Origin of the sequence: Streptomyces sp. NBC_01017 (assembly GCF_045162795.1) — a bacterium.
GTDB lineage: Bacteria > Actinomycetota > Actinomycetes > Streptomycetales > Streptomycetaceae > Streptomyces > Streptomyces machairae.
In genome coordinates this window covers 6,416,402-6,431,441 of the sequence record NZ_CP108683.1, presented here as the reverse complement: position 1 = coordinate 6,431,441, position 15,040 = coordinate 6,416,402, and the positions used below count along the sequence as shown (strand labels likewise).

At 71.1% G+C, this 15,040-nt stretch carries 14 protein-coding genes and 1 pseudogene; 3 read left to right on the top strand and 12 right to left on the bottom strand.

The features are described 5' to 3' along the window. Window positions 1-57: 57 nt before the first annotated feature. Entirely contained in the window at window positions 58-1,212 is a 1,155-nt protein-coding gene (locus OG331_RS29570) for an alkene reductase (RefSeq protein WP_406201724.1), read from the top strand. Here the strand turns inward: OG331_RS29570 and OG331_RS29565 are convergent. The 3 genes from OG331_RS29565 to OG331_RS29555 are packed head-to-tail and all read right to left on the bottom strand — an operon-like array spanning window position 1,161 to window position 4,014. Next, a complete protein-coding gene (locus tag OG331_RS29565; RefSeq protein WP_406201722.1) occupies window positions 1,161-2,345 on the bottom strand; it encodes a dipeptidase in 1,185 nt (394 codons plus the stop codon). The genes OG331_RS29570 and OG331_RS29565 overlap by 52 nt on opposite strands. Window positions 2,346-2,350: 5 nt before the next feature. After that, window positions 2,351-2,878 (bottom strand): 5-(carboxyamino)imidazole ribonucleotide mutase, encoded by a 528-nt coding sequence (gene purE, locus OG331_RS29560; RefSeq protein WP_406201719.1) that lies wholly within the window; start codon window positions 2,876-2,878, stop codon window positions 2,351-2,353. After that, complete coding sequence (locus OG331_RS29555) at window positions 2,875-4,014, bottom strand: 5-(carboxyamino)imidazole ribonucleotide synthase (RefSeq protein ID WP_406201716.1); 1,140 nt, start codon at window positions 4,012-4,014, stop codon at window positions 2,875-2,877. The genes purE and OG331_RS29555 overlap by 4 nt, the downstream gene beginning before the upstream one ends. Before the next feature lie 197 nt (window positions 4,015-4,211). Here OG331_RS29555 and OG331_RS29550 point away from each other — a divergent pair, with 197 nt between their 5' ends. Further along, the gene (locus OG331_RS29550; RefSeq protein ID WP_406201713.1) at window positions 4,212-4,781 is read left to right on the top strand and encodes a GtrA family protein; all 570 of its coding nucleotides are present in this window, start codon (window positions 4,212-4,214) and stop codon (window positions 4,779-4,781) included. Window positions 4,782-4,820: 39 nt separating this feature from the next. Here OG331_RS29550 and OG331_RS29545 read toward each other — a convergent pair whose 3' ends face one another. Both OG331_RS29545 and OG331_RS29540 read right to left on the bottom strand, forming a co-directional pair. Then, entirely contained in the window at window positions 4,821-6,095 is a 1,275-nt protein-coding gene (locus OG331_RS29545; RefSeq protein WP_406201710.1) for an ATP-binding protein, read from the bottom strand. Window positions 6,096-6,138: 43 nt separating this feature from the next. Further along, the gene (locus OG331_RS29540; protein ID WP_406201708.1) at window positions 6,139-6,816 is read right to left on the bottom strand and encodes a response regulator transcription factor; all 678 of its coding nucleotides are present in this window, start codon (window positions 6,814-6,816) and stop codon (window positions 6,139-6,141) included. A gap of 499 nt (window positions 6,817-7,315) precedes the next feature. Between OG331_RS29540 and OG331_RS29535 the strand changes: the two genes are divergently transcribed. Beyond that, window positions 7,316-8,812, top strand: a complete 1,497-nt coding sequence (locus OG331_RS29535; protein ID WP_406201705.1) for an oligopeptide:H+ symporter — start codon at window positions 7,316-7,318, stop codon at window positions 8,810-8,812. A gap of 109 nt (window positions 8,813-8,921) precedes the next feature. On the opposite strand, the gene OG331_RS29530 is transcribed toward OG331_RS29535, so the two are convergent. The 7 genes and pseudogenes from OG331_RS29530 to OG331_RS29500 all read right to left on the bottom strand — a co-directional run bounded on the left by OG331_RS29530 (window position 8,922) and on the right by OG331_RS29500 (window position 14,840). Next, window positions 8,922-10,238 carry a hypothetical protein gene (locus tag OG331_RS29530; RefSeq protein WP_406210356.1) on the bottom strand — a complete coding sequence of 439 codons (1,317 nt, stop codon included), beginning with the start codon at window positions 10,236-10,238 and terminating at the stop codon, window positions 8,922-8,924. 74 nt (window positions 10,239-10,312) lie between these two features. Continuing rightward, window positions 10,313-11,428 carry a hypothetical protein gene (locus OG331_RS29525; protein WP_406201703.1) on the bottom strand — a complete coding sequence of 372 codons (1,116 nt, stop codon included), beginning with the start codon at window positions 11,426-11,428 and terminating at the stop codon, window positions 10,313-10,315. Further along, entirely contained in the window at window positions 11,425-12,282 is an 858-nt protein-coding gene (locus tag OG331_RS29520; protein ID WP_406201701.1) for a hypothetical protein, read from the bottom strand. The genes OG331_RS29525 and OG331_RS29520 overlap by 4 nt, the downstream gene beginning before the upstream one ends. Window positions 12,283-12,313: 31 nt before the next feature. After that, window positions 12,314-13,003, bottom strand: coding sequence for an LPXTG cell wall anchor domain-containing protein (locus OG331_RS29515; protein WP_406201698.1), 690 nt, complete (start codon window positions 13,001-13,003; stop codon window positions 12,314-12,316). A 164-nt stretch (window positions 13,004-13,167) separates the two neighbouring features. Then, a complete protein-coding gene (locus tag OG331_RS29510; RefSeq protein ID WP_406210928.1) occupies window positions 13,168-13,461 on the bottom strand; it encodes a hypothetical protein in 294 nt (97 codons plus the stop codon). A gap of 83 nt (window positions 13,462-13,544) precedes the next feature. Then, window positions 13,545-14,051 (bottom strand): annotated as a pseudogene (locus OG331_RS29505) (aminoacyl--tRNA ligase-related protein); the annotation flags it as partial. 186 nt (window positions 14,052-14,237) lie between these two features. Further along, window positions 14,238-14,840 carry an ATP-binding protein gene (locus OG331_RS29500; protein ID WP_406201696.1) on the bottom strand — a complete coding sequence of 201 codons (603 nt, stop codon included), beginning with the start codon at window positions 14,838-14,840 and terminating at the stop codon, window positions 14,238-14,240. Window positions 14,841-15,040: the final 200 nt, after the last annotated feature.

The following is a 15,040-nucleotide window of genomic DNA, read 5'->3' as shown; positions in this document are numbered from 1 at the left end:
TCCCCTGGTCCGTCCGGACTTGAATCTGACACTGATGTCAACTTCTACGGTACGGCCATGACGCACACCACGGACACGACGGCAGCCGTACGCTCCCTCCTCGCACCGGCCCGTCTGGGCCCCCTGCATCTGCCGAACCACCTGGTCATGGCGCCGCTGACCAGGAACCGCGCGGCGGCGGACGGCACTGCGACGCCGCTCATGGCCACCTACTACGCGCAGCGGGCGACGGCCGGGCTGATCATCGCCGAGGCCTCGACGCCGAACGCGGTCGGGCAGACGTATCCGAACATCACCGCGATCCACACGCCGTCGCACGTGGCCGGCTGGCGGCGCGTCACGGACGCCGTGCGGGCCGCGGGCGGCGGGCCGATGTTCCTCCAGCTTCAGCACGGCGGCCGGGTCGGGCACCCGGCCACCAGCGGACTGACGCCGGTCTCGCCCTCGCCCGTGCCGCTCCCGGAGACGATCTTCACGCCGGACGGGCACCGCCCCGCCGTCGTCCCGCGGGAGATGACCGTCGACGACATCCGCGCCACCGTCGCCGACTTCACGACGGCCGCCCGCAATGCCGTGGCCGCCGGTTTCCAGGGCGTCGAGGTGCACTCGGCCAACGGTCATCTGCTGCACCAGTTCCTGGCCGGCAACACCAACCGCCGCACGGACGAGTACGGCGGCTCGGTGGCGGGGCGGATCCGGTTCGTGCGGGAGGTGGTCGAGGCGGTGGCCGCCGCGATCGGGCCGGAGCGGGTGGGGGTACGGATCTCTCCCCGGAACACCGTCAACGGCGTCGACGAGACCGACAGCGACACGCTCCACCCGGCGCTCGTCGAGGCGCTCGGCGGGCTCGGACCGGCCTATCTGCACCTCGTGTACGCCGACCCCGCGGACCCGCTGTTCGGCCGGATCCGCGCCGCCTGGCCGGGGACCCTGATCGCCAACCCGGTGCTCCCGGAGCTGTCCGCCGAGGCGATCGGCGCCGAGTCCGCCCGGCTCCTCGCCGCCGGTGCCGATCTGATCGCCCTCGGCCGCCCGTTCCTGGCCAACCCCGACCTGGTGCGCCGGCTCACGCTCGGAGGGCCGCTCAACCCGGTGCGGGACAGGTACCTGATGTACACGGGCGGGGCGACCGGCTACACCGACTACCCCGCCCTCGACGATCAGCCGTCCAGTGCCTCGATGGTCGCGTTGGACGGACCCCGCGTCGTCTGAAGGTCACGGGCCACGTCCTCCGCAGCGCCCAGCACCCGCACGGCGTTCTGCCAGGTCAGCTTGGCCAGGTCGGGCTTCGACCAGCCGCGGTCCAGCAGCTCGGCGATCAGGTTCGGGTAGCCGGAGACGTCGCTGAGACCGTCCGGGGTGAAGGCGGTGCCGTCGTAGTCGCCGCCGATGCCGAGGTGGTCGATGCCGGCGACCTCGCGCATGTGGTCCAGGTGGTCGGCGACCGTGGACACCGTGGCGATCGGACGGGGGGTGCCCTCCTCGAAGGCGCGGTGCACCTTCATCGCCTCGGCGGTCGTGTCGAGGTGGTGGAAGCCGTGGGCACGCATGTTCTCGTCGGCCGCGAGCGTCCAGTCGACGGCCGCCTGGAGCACGAACTTCGGAACGAACGTCACCATCGCGACGCCGCCGTTGCCGGGCAGGCGCTCCAGGACGGCGTCGGGGATGTTGCGCGGGTGGTCGCAGACCGCGCGGGAGGAGGAGTGGGAGAAGATCACCGGGGCGGTGGAGGTGTCGAGCGCGTCGCGCATCGTCGTCGCCGCCACGTGCGAGAGGTCGACCAGCATGCCCTCGCGGTTCATCTCCCGCACGACCTCGCGGCCGAAGGCCGACAGACCGCCCACCCCGGGCTCGTCCGTCGCCGAGTCGGCCCACGCGATGTTGTCGTTGTGGGTGAGCGTCATGTAGCGGACGCCGAGCGTGTACAACGCCCGCAGCGTGGCGAGGGAGTTGGCGATGGAGTGGCCGCCCTCCGCACCCATCAGGGAGGCGATACGGTCCTCGGCTCGGGCGGCCTCCATGTCCGCCGCCGTCAGCGCCGGGCGCAGGTCGGCGGGGTGGCGGGCCAGCAACTGCCGTACGCAGTCGATCTGTTCGAGGGTGGCGCTGACCGCCTTGTCGCCGGCGTAGTCGGAGCGCACGTACACCGACCAGTACTGCGCGCCGACGCCGCCCTCGCGCAGGCGGGGGATGTCGGTGTGCAGGTGGGCGCCCTGGTCACCGGCTATGTCGCGGGCGTCGAGGTCGTAGCGGACCTGCTCGCGCAGGGCCCACGGCAGGTCGTTGTGGCCGTCCACGACCGGGAACTCGCGCAGGAGTTCCCGGGCTGCCTCCAGGGAGGTCATCGGCGTCACTTCCCGGAGCCGAAGCCGAAGCCGCTTGCGCCCTCTACCTTGGCGCGCAGGCGCTTGCCCTTCTCGGTGGCCTGGTCGTTCAGCTCCTGCTGGAACTCCCGCATCCGCTGGAGCAGGTCCTCGTCGTGCACGGCGAGGATGCGGGCGGCGAGCAGACCTGCGTTGCGCGCGCCGGCGACGGAGACGGTGGCCACGGGGACGCCGGCCGGCATCTGCACGATGGAGAGCAGGGAGTCCATGCCGTCCAGGTACTTCAGCGGGACCGGAACACCGATGACGGGCAGCGGCGTGACCGAGGCGAGCATGCCGGGCAGGTGGGCGGCACCGCCGGCGCCGGCGATGATCGCCTTCAGGCCGCGCTCGGCAGCCTGCTCGCCGTACGTGACCATCTCGCGCGGCATCCGGTGCGCGGAGACGACGTCGACCTCGTACGCGATCTCGAACTCGTCGAGGGCCTGGGCGGCGGCCTCCATGACGGGCCAGTCGGAGTCCGACCCCATGACGATGCCTACAACGGGGCTCATTCGGTGATGGTCCCTCTCAGGTAGCCGGCAGCGTGACGGGCGCGCTCCAGCACGTCGTCGAGGTCGTCGCCGTAGGTGTTGACGTGACCGACCTTGCGGCCGGGCTTCACGTCCTTGCCGTACATGTGGATCTTGAGCTGGGGGTCGCGGGCCATGCAGTGCAGGTACGCGGAGTACATGTCGGGGTAGTCGCCGCCGAGGACGTTGACCATGACCGTCCACCTGGCGCGCGGGCGCGGGTCGCCGAGGGGGAGGTCGAGGACGGCGCGGACGTGGTTGGCGAACTGGGACGTGATGGCGCCGTCCTGGGTCCAGTGGCCCGAGTTGTGCGGGCGCATCGCCAGCTCGTTGACGAGGATGCGGCCGTCGCGGGTCTGGAACAGCTCCACGGCGAGGTGGCCGACGACGTCCAGTTCCTTGGCGATCGTCAGGGCGAGCTCCTCGGCCTTGAGCGCGAGGACCTCGTCGAGGTCGGGGGCGGGCGCGATGACCGTGTCGCAGACGCCGCCCACCTGCTGGGACTCGACCACGGGGTAGGCGACCGCCTGGCCGTGCGGGGAGCGGACGACGTTCGCCGCGAGCTCGCGGACGTAGTCGACCTTCTCCTCGGCGAGGACCGGGACGCCGGCGCGGAAGGGGTCCGCGGCCTCCTCGGCCGACTCGACGACCCAGACACCCTTGCCGTCGTAGCCGCCACGGACGGTCTTGAGGACGACCGGGAAGCCGTCGCCCTCGGCCGCGAAGGCGACCACGTCCGGTGGATCGGTCACGATGCGGTGCCTCGGGCACGGCACGCCGATCGCGTCGAGCTTCGCCCGCATCACGCCCTTGTCCTGGGCGTGCACGAGCGCGTCAGGGCCCGGGCGCACGGGAATGCCGTCCGCCTCCAGAGCCCTGAGGTGCTCGGTGGGTACGTGTTCGTGATCGAAAGTGATCACATCGCAGCCCCTCGCGAAGTCGCGCAGCGTGTCGAGGTCGCGATAGTCGCCGATGACGACATCGCTGACGACCTGCGCCGCGGAATCCTGAGGGGTGTCACTGAGGAGCTTGAACCTGATGCCCAACGGGATGCCCGACTCGTGTGTCATACGAGCGAGCTGGCCCCCGCCGACCATGCCGACTACCGGGAACGTCACGCCCCTAGGGTATCGGCCACTTCGCGGCGGCCGGTTTCCGTACCTCGCTGCCGGCCCTCGGCGGTCTTCTTACCCGAGTTTTCCGGGTCTCTTCCCGACCTATGAGCTTGCGCACAGGCAATCCTCGAGGGGGGTGGTTAGCATGGCTGGGTTGACGAAACCAACCGACAAACCGACCGACAGGAGCCTTTACGACCATGGGACGTGGTTCCTCGGGGCTTCATACGGCGTCTCCGGCACCCCGCAGTGCCGTGCGGCAACGCTTCGACCGACTGGTTCGTGAGGTCGCCAAGTTCGGTGCGGTGGGTGGCGCGGGACTCCTTGTCAACCTGCTCGTGTTCAACCTGGTACGGCATGTGACCGACCTGCAGGTGGTGCGCGCGAGTGTCATCGCGACGGTGGTCGCGATCATCTTCAACTACATCGGCTTCCGGTACTTCACCTACCGCGATCGCGACAAGAGCCGCCGCACGAAGGAACTGGGCCTGTTCCTGCTGTTCAGCGTGGTCGGCCTGGTGATCGAGAACGGCGTGCTGTACGCGGCGACGTACGGCTTCGGCTGGGACAGCCCGCTGCAGAGCAACATCTTCAAGTTCCTCGGCATCGGCATTGCGACGCTGTTCCGGTTCTGGTCCTACCGGACGTGGGTGTTCCGTGCGCTTCCCTCGGAGGAGGCGGAGGCCGGAGCGGAATCGTTCCTGGAGACGCCTCGGCGGGGTGCGCGGGGTGCGCACAAGCCGGAGAAGCCGCGGGTGCGGGTGGGCTGACGCCGACGCGTCAGCGGCCTTCCTGAGGGCGGCTGAAAGTCATCTGACTGTCGGCCCCGATTCCTGGCCCGGCTTCTTCGGCGGGGGTGTGCGGGAGAGGAACAGGGCCAGTACCGGGGGCTTGGTCTGGAGCATTTCCAGGCGGCCGCCGTCCGCCTCGGCCAGGTCTCGGGCCACCGCCAGGCCGATGCCGGTGGAGTTGCGGCCGCTGATGGCGCGCTCGAAGATGCGGGCGCCGAGGTCCGCCGGGACACCGGGGCCCTCGTCCGTGACCTCGATGACGGCCTGGTTGCCGGTGACCCGGGTGCGCAGCGCGACCGTGCCGCCGCCGTGCATGAGGGAGTTCTCGATCAGGGCCGCCAGGACCTGCGCCACCGCGCCCGGCGTGCCGACGGCCTCCAGGTGCCGCTTGCCCGAGCTGACGATCGCCCGGCCCACGCTGCGGTAGGCGGGGCGCCACTCCGCCAGCTGCTGCTGGATGACCTCGTCGAGGTCGAAGGTGACGGCGGAGCCGGTGCGGGGGTCGCGGGAGTTGGTCAGGAGGCGTTCGACGACGTCCGTGAGGCGCTCCACCTGCGTCAGCGCGATGGTGGCCTCTTCCTTCACCGTGTCGGGATCGTCGGTGAGGGTGATCTCCTCCAGGCGCATGGACAGTGCCGTGAGCGGCGTGCGGAGCTGGTGGGAGGCGTCCGCGGCGAGGCGGCGTTCCGCGGTCAGCATGCGTCCGATGCGTTCGGCGGAGGAGTCGAGGACGTCCGCCACGCGGTCCAGCTCATGGACGCCGTACCGCTTGTGCCGGGGCCGCGGATCGCCCGAGCCGAGACGTTCCGCCGTCTCCGCGAGGTCGGTGAGCGGTGAGGCCAGCCGGTTCGCCTGGCGCACCGCCAGCAGGACCGCCGCGATCACCGCCAGCAGGGCGACCGCCCCGATGATCAGCAACGTACGGCCGACCTCGCGCGTCACCGACGAGCGCGGCTCCTGCACGGTGACCGTCTCGCCCTCCTCGCCCGTCTCACTGGCGCTGATGACGTCACCGGTCGGCCGCTCGCCCACCTCGATCAGGGGCTTGCCCGGGATGCGGATCTCGGCGTACCGGTCCCCCTGGATCTGGTCCCGCAGCACCGCGGCGTTCACGGTCTCGTCGCCGAGCAGCCGGCTGTCCACGATGCTGACCAGCCGCACCGCCTCGGTGTCCACCCGCTCCTGGGCGGTGCTGGTGATCGTCCGGGTCTCGACGATGACGAGTGACACGCCGAAGACGGCGATCACCACGAGAACCACGGCGAGGGTGGACTGGATCAGTCGGCGGCGCATGTCCTCTTACTTACCTGTGTGCCATGCCGGTGGGGCAGCGGGCTCAGCTCTTCTCGAAACGGAAGCCGACGCCCCGCACGGTCGCGATGTAGCGGGGGTTCGCCGCGTCGTCGCCGAGCTTCTTGCGCAGCCAGGAGATGTGCATGTCGAGCGTCTTGGTCGACGACCACCAGGTCGTGTCCCAGACCTCCCGCATCAGCTGGTCCCGGGTGACGACCCGTCCCGCGTCGCGCACCAGCACCCGCAGCAGGTCGAACTCCTTGGCGGTGAGCTGGAGTTCCTCCTCGCCCATCCACGCGCGGTGCGACTCGACGTCGATGCGCACGCCGTGTGTGGCGGGCGGCTGCTGTGGCTCGGCGGCGCCGCGGCGCAGCAGGGCCCGGACCCGCGCGAGGAGTTCGGCGAGCCGGAACGGCTTGGTGACGTAGTCGTCGGCGCCCGCGTCCAGGCCCACGACGGTGTCCACCTCGTCGGCACGCGCGGTGAGGATGAGGATCGGCACGGCGTGACCGTCGGAGCGCAGCCGGCGGGCCACCTCCAGGCCGTCCATGCCGGGCAGGCCGAGGTCCAGCACGACCAGGTCGATCCCGCCCTGCATTCCTGCGTCGAGCGCGGTGGGGCCGTCCTCCCGCACCTCGACCTCGTACCCTTCCCGGCGCAGTGCGCGGGCCAGCGGCTCCGAAATGGACGCGTCGTCCTCGGCGAGCAGTACACGGGTCATGAGCTGATGGTAGTCCGCCCATGACAAGAGCCGGGGTGTGATCGGACGCCTTCGCTCTTACCCGGCTCGGGTGAATCTCTTACCTTCGGCCGCAGTGGTACAGACCATGCCTACGAAGTGCGATCCTGGGAAGGACCTTCGAAAGGGCGCCTGCGGTTCCCTCGACACCTGTGATCCGTGTCTCAAGTCCTTCCATTTCAGGCGGTGTCCTGACGTATGGTGACTCCACGCCTGTAGCACTGCGGGGACCTTCGGCGCATTTGACGCTGAGGGTCTCTTTTATGTGCGCACCCCGAAAAAGGAATGACCTGTGGGCCGGGCCCCCGAAGGCGGGGGCGTGGATCCCGGCGGTCGCCGCCCTCCGCTTCGTGATCCGGAGCGGGACTCCCCCCGGGCGTGGGGCCCGGCGGCCGTCCCGCCGGTGCCGGCCGCCCCCCACCGGGCGCGTGACGTGATTCGTATCTACGTCGCCGCGCGTCCCGACCAGCAAGGATCGACCATGGCGTCCAGCCTGACGAAGGACTCGGCCCGCCCGGGCACCCCCGGCTCCGAGAAGACCTTCTTCGGCCACCCCCGCGGACTGGCCACCCTCTTCATGACCGAGATGTGGGAGCGGTTCTCCTACTACGGCATGAGGGCTCTGCTCCCGCTGTACCTGGTCGCTCCGGGCGGCCTGAACCTCGACGCGGCGACGGCGACCGCGATCTACTCCGTGTACGTGTCGCTGGTGTACCTGCTCGCCATGCCCGGCGGTTGGTTCGGCGACCGCGTCTGGGGTCCGCGCAAGACGGTCGCCATCGCCGGCGGAATCATCATGCTGGGCCACCTCACGCTGGCCCTGCCCTCCTCCGGCACCTTCTACGGCGGTCTCGGCCTGGTCGCGATCGGCTCGGGTCTGCTGAAGGCCAACATCTCGACGATGGTCGGCCACCTCTACGACGGACCGGACGACCCGCGCCGCGACGGTGGCTTCACCGTCTTCTACATGGGCATCAACCTCGGTGCCTTCGCGGCCCCGCTGATCATCGGCACCATCGGCGAGAGCGTCAACTGGCACCTGGGCTTCGCGCTTGCCGCACTCGGCATGGCGCTGGGTCTCGCGCAGTTCCTGCTCGGCTCCCGCCACCTGGCGGAGCGCTCCAGCGTCGTCCCGACGCCGCTGTCCGCCGAGGAGAAGACGTCCACGCTGCGCAAGGCGGGGATCTGGGCCGGTATCGCGCTCGTCTTCTACGCGATCGTCGGCTTCTCCGGCAACTACACGCTGAACTGGATCCTGATCCCGCTGACCCTGCTCGGCGTGATCATCCCGACCATGGTTCTGGTCCGCATAAAGCGCGACAAGGACCTGGACCGTCCCGAGCAGTCGAAGATGTCCGCGTACATCTGGTTCTTCGTCGCCGCGGCCGTGTTCTGGATGATCTACGACCAGGGCGGCTCGACCCTGTCGCTCTTCGCCGACTCCTCCGCCGAGAACAGCGTCTTCGGCTGGGGCTTCCCGGTCTCCTGGTACCAGTCGGTCAATCCCGTCCTGATCATGGCGCTGGCCCCGGTCTTCGCCTGGTTCTGGCTCGCGCTGAACCGGCGCGGCAAGGAGCCGAGCACGATCGTGAAGTTCGCCTCCGGTCTGGTGCTGGTCGGCGCGTCCTTCTTCCTCTTCCTGGCCCCGCTGACGATCGCCGAGGGCGGTCACAAGGCGGCCGCGATGTGGCTGGTGGCGATCTACTTCACGCAGACCGTCGGTGAGCTGCTGCTCTCCCCGGTGGGCCTGTCGGTGACGACGAAGATGGCGCCCGCGAAGTACGCCTCGCAGATGATGGGCGTCTGGTTCCTCGCCGTCACCGCGGGTGACGCCACGACCGGTCTGCTCTCCATCGCCGGCGTCGACCTGAACAAGACGAACATCGTCGCCCTGGAAGCCACGCTCGCCGTGGTCGCCGGTGTGGCGGTGTGGATGTACCGCAAGAAGGTCAAGGAGCTCATGGGCAACGTCCGCTAGCGCGCTGCCCCAGCCGACGGAGGCCGTTGCACCCCGGTGGGTGTGACGGCCTCCGTGCGTTGTGGGTGGGTTGGTGTGGGTGGTTGGTGTGGGTGCGTTGGCGGGTGGGCTAACGCGCCCTGCGTCCGGGCATGAACGTGAACACCGCCCCGCCCAGCAGCAGCGCCGTGCCCGCCACCAGGCCCAGCGCCTTCAGGGACCCCTGGTCCTCCGCGCCGGTCGCCGCCAGGCCGCCGTCCGTCGAGGAGCCGCCCGCCGAGCCGCCTGCGGAACCGCCCGTCGAGCCGCCGCCGGAAGCGCCGCTCGCCTGCTCGCTGGTGTCCAGGGTCAGGGAGACCTCCGACTTGGCCGGTGTGCAGGTCGTCGTCGTGCCGAGGGCCTCGATGGTCAGGACTCCCGGGGAGAGGGTCGACTCGCCGCTCGCGCCCGGCTTGTAGGTGCCCGTGAGGTCGGGGATCTCGATCGGGTCGCCCGACTTGATGGCCTCGGAGTTGGTCGGCCCCTCGACATGGACCGTGCCCTTGTCGGCGCCGCCCAGGGCGACCTCCATCGACGGCTTGACCGAGTCCTTGGGGATGTCGGCGGGGCTGTCCATCACCGACTTCTTGAACTGCACCGTCAGATCGAAACTCCCGCCGTTCTTCTTGGCGTTGATCTGGACCGGCGAGGTCGCCTCCTTGTCGCCGATGGGCGTCTTGCACTTGTACGGGACCTGGACCTCCTTGCCCGTGAAGTCGGTCTGGCCGCCGTCGCCGCCCCCGGTGCTCGTGCCGCCGCTGTCCCCGCCCGTCTCGCTCTCACCCGGCGCCGGGTCCGTAGGGCTCGACGGCCCCGTCGGCAGACCGGTCGGCACGCTCGTCGGCAGCGTCGGGACGACCGTCGGCAGGCCTCCCGTCGTACCGCCCGAACTCCCGCCCCCGTCCGTCACCTTGATCGTCGCGGCCTTCTGCACCGTCTCCTTCGGCGCGCACTTGGTGTCCGTGGAGATCGGCTTGTTGACGTTGATGTTGTACGCGCCCGGCGTCAGGGTCACCTCACCCGGTGCCGTCAGCTTCAGCTTGCCCTTCATGTCGGACAGCTTCATGTCGCTGCCCTTGGGGATCGCCGGATTCTCCCGGGGCCCCTGCATGGCGACGTCCGCGGTCTGCGCACCGGCCGCCTTCAGCGTGCCCGACGGCTGGACCGTGTTCGCCTGGAGGTCGAGGATGTCGGGGTTCTTGGACGCGGCCTGGACGAACTTCCAGACCACCTCCACCTCGTCGCCGACCTTCGCCTCGGCGGGGGCGGTGATCTCCACCTTCGTGGTGCCCTGGACCGGCGGCAGCCCGGAGATGGCGGGCGGGATGCACTCGGTCGCGTACGCCACCTCCGCGGCCTGGGCGGGCGCGGCGGACACGCCGAGCAGGATGCCCGCGCCGCCGAGCATCAGCGCGACGCCCGCCGCGCCACCTCTTCCCGGACGTGTTCTCGGGCGCGCCGGTGTGACTCTCCTTCGCTTGCTCACGGGGGTCCCTTCCTGGTCGGAGTCGACGGAGTCGTGGGGCCCGTCGAACTCGTCGGACTGTCGTCGTGCGGTGCGGAGAGCCGACCGGCCGTGCCCGGATCGCTGTCCGGGGTGAACCACGGCAGGGTCGTGGAGGAGGAAGAGGGCAGGGCGTGCCTCGCCTCTTCGCGGGGCTTCAACCCCGGTATGCGCAGGGCCGGTTCGGGCAGCCGGAACCCGCGGCGGCGGGCGGTCTGCCGCGGCCGTACCCGGTCCACGACCGCCAGTCCGACACGGAACACCGCCGCCGGTACGACCAGACAGACCAGGATCCAGAACAGCGTCACGCCCCAGGGCCGGCCCACGCCCCAGGGCTGTTCGGCCATCACCTTGCCGCCGTACTTCAGGGAGACCGTGTAGTCGCCGTGCGCGCCGGCGGCGAGTTCCACCGGCAGCTCGATCCGCGCCTTCCGGCCCGGCTGGATCGTGCCGCGCCACTGCTGTTCCTGCCACTGCGGCGCGAACACGCCGTGGGAGGTGCCGACCTGGAAGACCGGGTTCCTGACGGGTGAGGTGCCGACATTGCCGACCGTGAACACCAGCGTCCGCGCCGGTGGCGCGCCGAACCAGGTGAGCAGGCCGCTCGAACCGTCCAGCCGGGTGTCGGTGAGGACCGACAGGCGTCCGCCGGCCGGCTCCGCGGGCAGCGGCTCGACCGCGTGCCCGGCCACCTGGAAGATCGCGTCGGCCTCGGCCTTCGCACCGGTCACCGTCGCCACGTGCACCACGCACGGGCACGGCACGGGCGGCTCGGCCACCGGGAGCTTCCGGCTGAAGCGTCCGTCCGCGTCGGTCGTGACGGCCCTGCCCTCCGCGTTGGCGCAGGAGTTGGTGCCGCCGCTCACGCCGGTCGACGGCACGGACTGGCCGCAGATGAGGATCATCAGCAGGGTGCGGGCCCGCCAGCCGCTGCCGGTCACGGTGACCGAACCGCCCGTCCCTGCCTGGGACTTGGACAGCTTGACGGTGGCCGGGCCGTCCGCGGCCGACACGTTCATGGCCGTCACCGGCGACAGCAGCGCCAGCAGCGCCAGCACGGCCGGCAACACCGCGATCCGCACCCTGGCGTTCACGTCCCCGCTCCCGTCAACTCGGCTTGCTTGCAGTGCTGTTCGGTCTCTGTCGGCTCGCCGTCGCCGTCGGGCCGACGGCCCCCTCGATGCCGTACGACGGACAAGGCGCCCACCGCCGCCACCACGAACCCCCCGACTCCGGCCACCGCGCCCCACGGCACGAACCGCGCCGACACCCGGGCCGTGTCGCTCGCCCCGCCCGCCGCCGTCACCGTCAGGCGCACGTCGACCGCGTCGAGCGCGGGCCGGTCGGGCCACGGCTCGGTGAGCTTCGTACGGCTGCCCGGGGGCAGGTCGACGGAGAGGGGGCGCGGGGCGCGGTCGAGGAGGCGGCCGAAGACGCCGTCGGCGTGGATCGCGAGGCTCGGGGCGAGGGTGGTCGTACCCCGGTTGACCAGCTCGTATGTGATGCGGTCGGGGTGCACGCGGACGTGTTCGACCGTCAGCGCGGACAGCTGCGGGCCGGTCACGCGCAGGCGGAGCGGGACGGTCCGCGCGCGGCCGTCGGTGTCGCGGGCGACGATCTCGCCGGAGCGGTCGCCGGGGGCCGTGCCCGGCGGGACGGTCACGGTGAACGGGACCTCGGCGCGGGTGCGGGCCGGGACGCGTACCGCGCTGTCGGCGAAGGCGATCGGGACGCCGGCGCCGTGCAGCCGTACGGTGACCGGCTCGTCGCCCCGGTTCGTCACGGACACCGTGTCCTGCTGGACCGTCCCGGGTGCGCCTTCGGCGTAGAAGGACGGCCGTCCGCCGCCGGAGGGCGCGACGGTCCAGGCCTCGGCGGCGGTCGCCACGGGAGCGACCGCGAGGAGCAGCAGCAGGGACAGGCACAGGACACGGACGGCTGACGACATCGGCGGCTCCAGCGGTGATCAGGCGTGAAGGTCAGCGGCGTACCGCCTGACCCCTCCGCGTCAGCCACAGCGCGCCCGCCGCGCCCGCGAGCAGCACCGTGCCGCCGAGGGTGCCCAGGGCGATCGCCGAGTCCTCGGGGCCGGTCTGCGGGAGTTCGGCGCCGGAGTCGGTGCCGCCCTGGCCGGAGCCGCCCGTGCTGCCGCCGCCGGACGCCGCCGTCACGTCGAGGGTGAGCGACGGTCCGGGGCTGTTGCCGGGCGTGCACGTGGTCGTCGTACCGAGCGCCTTGATGGTGAGCACGCCCGCCGTGAAGGTGACCTTGCCGGTCTTCTTCGGGGTGTACGTGCCCGTCAAGTCGTTGATCTTGATGGGGGTGTTGGCGGGGATGGCCTCCTGGTTGGCCGGGCCGGTGACCGCCAGGGTGCCGCTGTCGGCGCCGCCCAGCTTGATGGTGGCGCTCGGGTTCATCGCGCCCTTGCCCAGTTCGACCGGGCTGGACGAGACGCCCTTCTGCCACGACATGGTGATCTTGTAGCCGCCGCCGCTCTTGACGCCCTTGATGTCGATGGGCGAGACGGCGCTCTTGTCGCCGATCGGCGTTTTGCAGGCGTAGTTGACGTCGACGACTTCGGCCCGGGCCGCGGGGGCGGCCATCAGCACCGCCGAGCCGGCCAGGGCCGCGGCCGTCGCGAGCGCGGCGGTTCGCTTCTGCTTCGACACGGTCCCCTCATTTCCTGACGGCACATCAGATCGGCCGTCAAGGTACGCCCGGCGCCTTGAGGAGGGAAGAGACGGCGCACGCCGGAGTTGTGACGATCCGGCGCGCGCCGCAGGGGGTTCGGGTGGAGAACCGGCCCCTCAGGGTGACCCTGGGTAACACGGGGTCAGGCCGGGCGCAGCAGCTCGGGCAGGCCCCAGCGCCGCAGCACCTCCGGCACGAGCACCGTCCCGTCGGCCCGCTGGTGCTGCTCCAGGATCGCGGGGAGCAGCCGGCTGGTGGCGAGGCCCGAGGCGTTGAGGGTGTGGACGTACGCCGCCTTGCCGCCACCGGCCGGGCGGTACCGGATGCCGCCGCGCCGGGCCTGGTAGGCGCGGGCGTTCGACACCGAGCTGACCTCGGTGTATGCGCTGGGCCCTGCCGTCGCCTTCCCGCCGTCCGCCCGAAGGGCGGGCCACACGGCGTCTGGTGCGTGCGATCGCAAGGCGCCGGAGCGCCCTCGTGGCGGAGCCACGTGGGCGGTTCGGCAACGCGGCGAGCGTGCGTGCCAGACGCCGTGTGGCAGGCGGGAAGGCGACGGCAGGGCCCGACGCTGGGCAGCCAGACCTCCACGTCGTACGTCTTGGCCTGCGCGGGGCTGGTGTCGTCGGCGGCGAGCTTGGTGACGCGATGGTGCAGCACGAGTCCGGCGACCAGCTCCTCCGCACGGGCGAGCCGGTCGAGGTGCGCGGCGTCCGAGTCCTGCGGCCGGGCGAACTGGAACAGCTCCACCTTGTTGAACTGATGCCCCCGCAGCGTCCCGCGCTCGGCCGTGCGGTGGCTGCCACTCTCCTTGCGGTAACAGGGCCTGTAGGCGACGTACCTGCGCGGCAGCTCGCGCTCGTCGAGCGTCTCGCCGCGATGGAGGTTGACCAGAGCCGTCTCGGCGGTCGGCAACAGGAAGTGGCCGTCGTCCGTCCGGAAGACCTCGTCGGGCCGGTCGGTCGAAGCGGCAGGGCCGCCCCGGGGTGGACCCTCGGGGCGTGGGCGAGAGGGTGCTCGCGGTGCCACCACGCCTTCACCGCCGTACGGCGGACTCGTTCGGGCCCGGTGACGGGGGCCGGCCGGCGGGGCATTTTCTCCCCCAACTCGGGAGTGGATTCACCTGTGGGGCGCGAGGCCGCTTTCACAGAGCGTAGAGCGGCGCCGCGGCGGTGCGGAAACGAATTTTCGGTACGACAGGGCCGAACGGGTGACCTACGCCGGTGCTCCCAGCTCCGCCCACACCGTCTTGCCCCCGACCCCCGGCGTCCGCATGACCCCCCAGTCCAGACACAGCCGCTGCACGATGAACATGCCGTGGCCGCCGGGACGCCCCGCCCGGTGCGGGGTGCGCGGCGCCGGCTGGCCCGTGCCCTTGTCGGAGACCTCGATGCGGATCACCTTGTTGTCGCAGGCGATCCACAGCTCGTCCGGTCCGTCGGCGTGCAGACAGGCGTTGGTGACCAGCTCGGACACGACGAGCAGCACGTCCTCGGCGGCGGCTCGCTGGTCGGCAGTGGCCGCGGGGAGCCAGCCCCACGCGTACAGCGCCTGGCGGGCGAAGTCACGGGCCAGCGGGACGACGCCGCTCTGGCCCGCGAGGGCCAGCCGACGGACCTGCCGCCCTGCCGACGCCTCGGCGGACGCCACGGACTCCACATGCCGCAGGGACGGCACGGTGCCCCCGCCGGGCCCTCCGGCCGCCGGAGCGCCCTCGTCGGAGCCCCCCGTGGCCGGCAGGCCGCTCTCGGACGCCCCCGAAGCGCCGCTGGGCTCAGGGCCGCGGTCGCCCGGCGAGAAAGGCCGGGTGGTGCTCATCAGCGCTTCACCTCACCGATTCACCAGTTCAACGTTCACACGATTCAGAAGTCAGTACGCAGAGTCAGTACGCCAGTACACGGTCCTTGCCTGATACGTCGGTCACAGTCCCCCACCCCCGGTGGCCGACATCACAGCCGACGGGTTTCAGGATGTCTCCTGCCCGAGCGAGCCGAGGGAACACCCCTGTATTCGGCATG

Coding starts and splice junctions, on each gene's coding strand:
- OG331_RS29570 (WP_406201724.1), top strand. CDS start 58: ATGACGCACACCACGGACACGACGGCAGCCGTACGCTCCCTCCTCGCA.
- OG331_RS29565 (WP_406201722.1), bottom strand. CDS start 2,345: ATGACCTCCCTGGAGGCAGCCCGGGAACTCCTGCGCGAGTTCCCGGTC.
- purE (WP_406201719.1), bottom strand. CDS start 2,878: ATGAGCCCCGTTGTAGGCATCGTCATGGGGTCGGACTCCGACTGGCCC.
- OG331_RS29550 (WP_406201713.1), top strand. CDS start 4,212: ATGGGACGTGGTTCCTCGGGGCTTCATACGGCGTCTCCGGCACCCCGC.
- OG331_RS29545 (WP_406201710.1), bottom strand. CDS start 6,095: ATGCGCCGCCGACTGATCCAGTCCACCCTCGCCGTGGTTCTCGTGGTG.
- OG331_RS29540 (WP_406201708.1), bottom strand. CDS start 6,816: ATGACCCGTGTACTGCTCGCCGAGGACGACGCGTCCATTTCGGAGCCG.
- OG331_RS29535 (WP_406201705.1), top strand. CDS start 7,316: ATGGCGTCCAGCCTGACGAAGGACTCGGCCCGCCCGGGCACCCCCGGC.
- OG331_RS29530 (WP_406210356.1), bottom strand. CDS start 10,238: ATGCTCGGCGGCGCGGGCATCCTGCTCGGCGTGTCCGCCGCGCCCGCC.
- OG331_RS29520 (WP_406201701.1), bottom strand. CDS start 12,282: ATGTCGTCAGCCGTCCGTGTCCTGTGCCTGTCCCTGCTGCTGCTCCTC.
- OG331_RS29500 (WP_406201696.1), bottom strand. CDS start 14,840: ATGAGCACCACCCGGCCTTTCTCGCCGGGCGACCGCGGCCCTGAGCCC.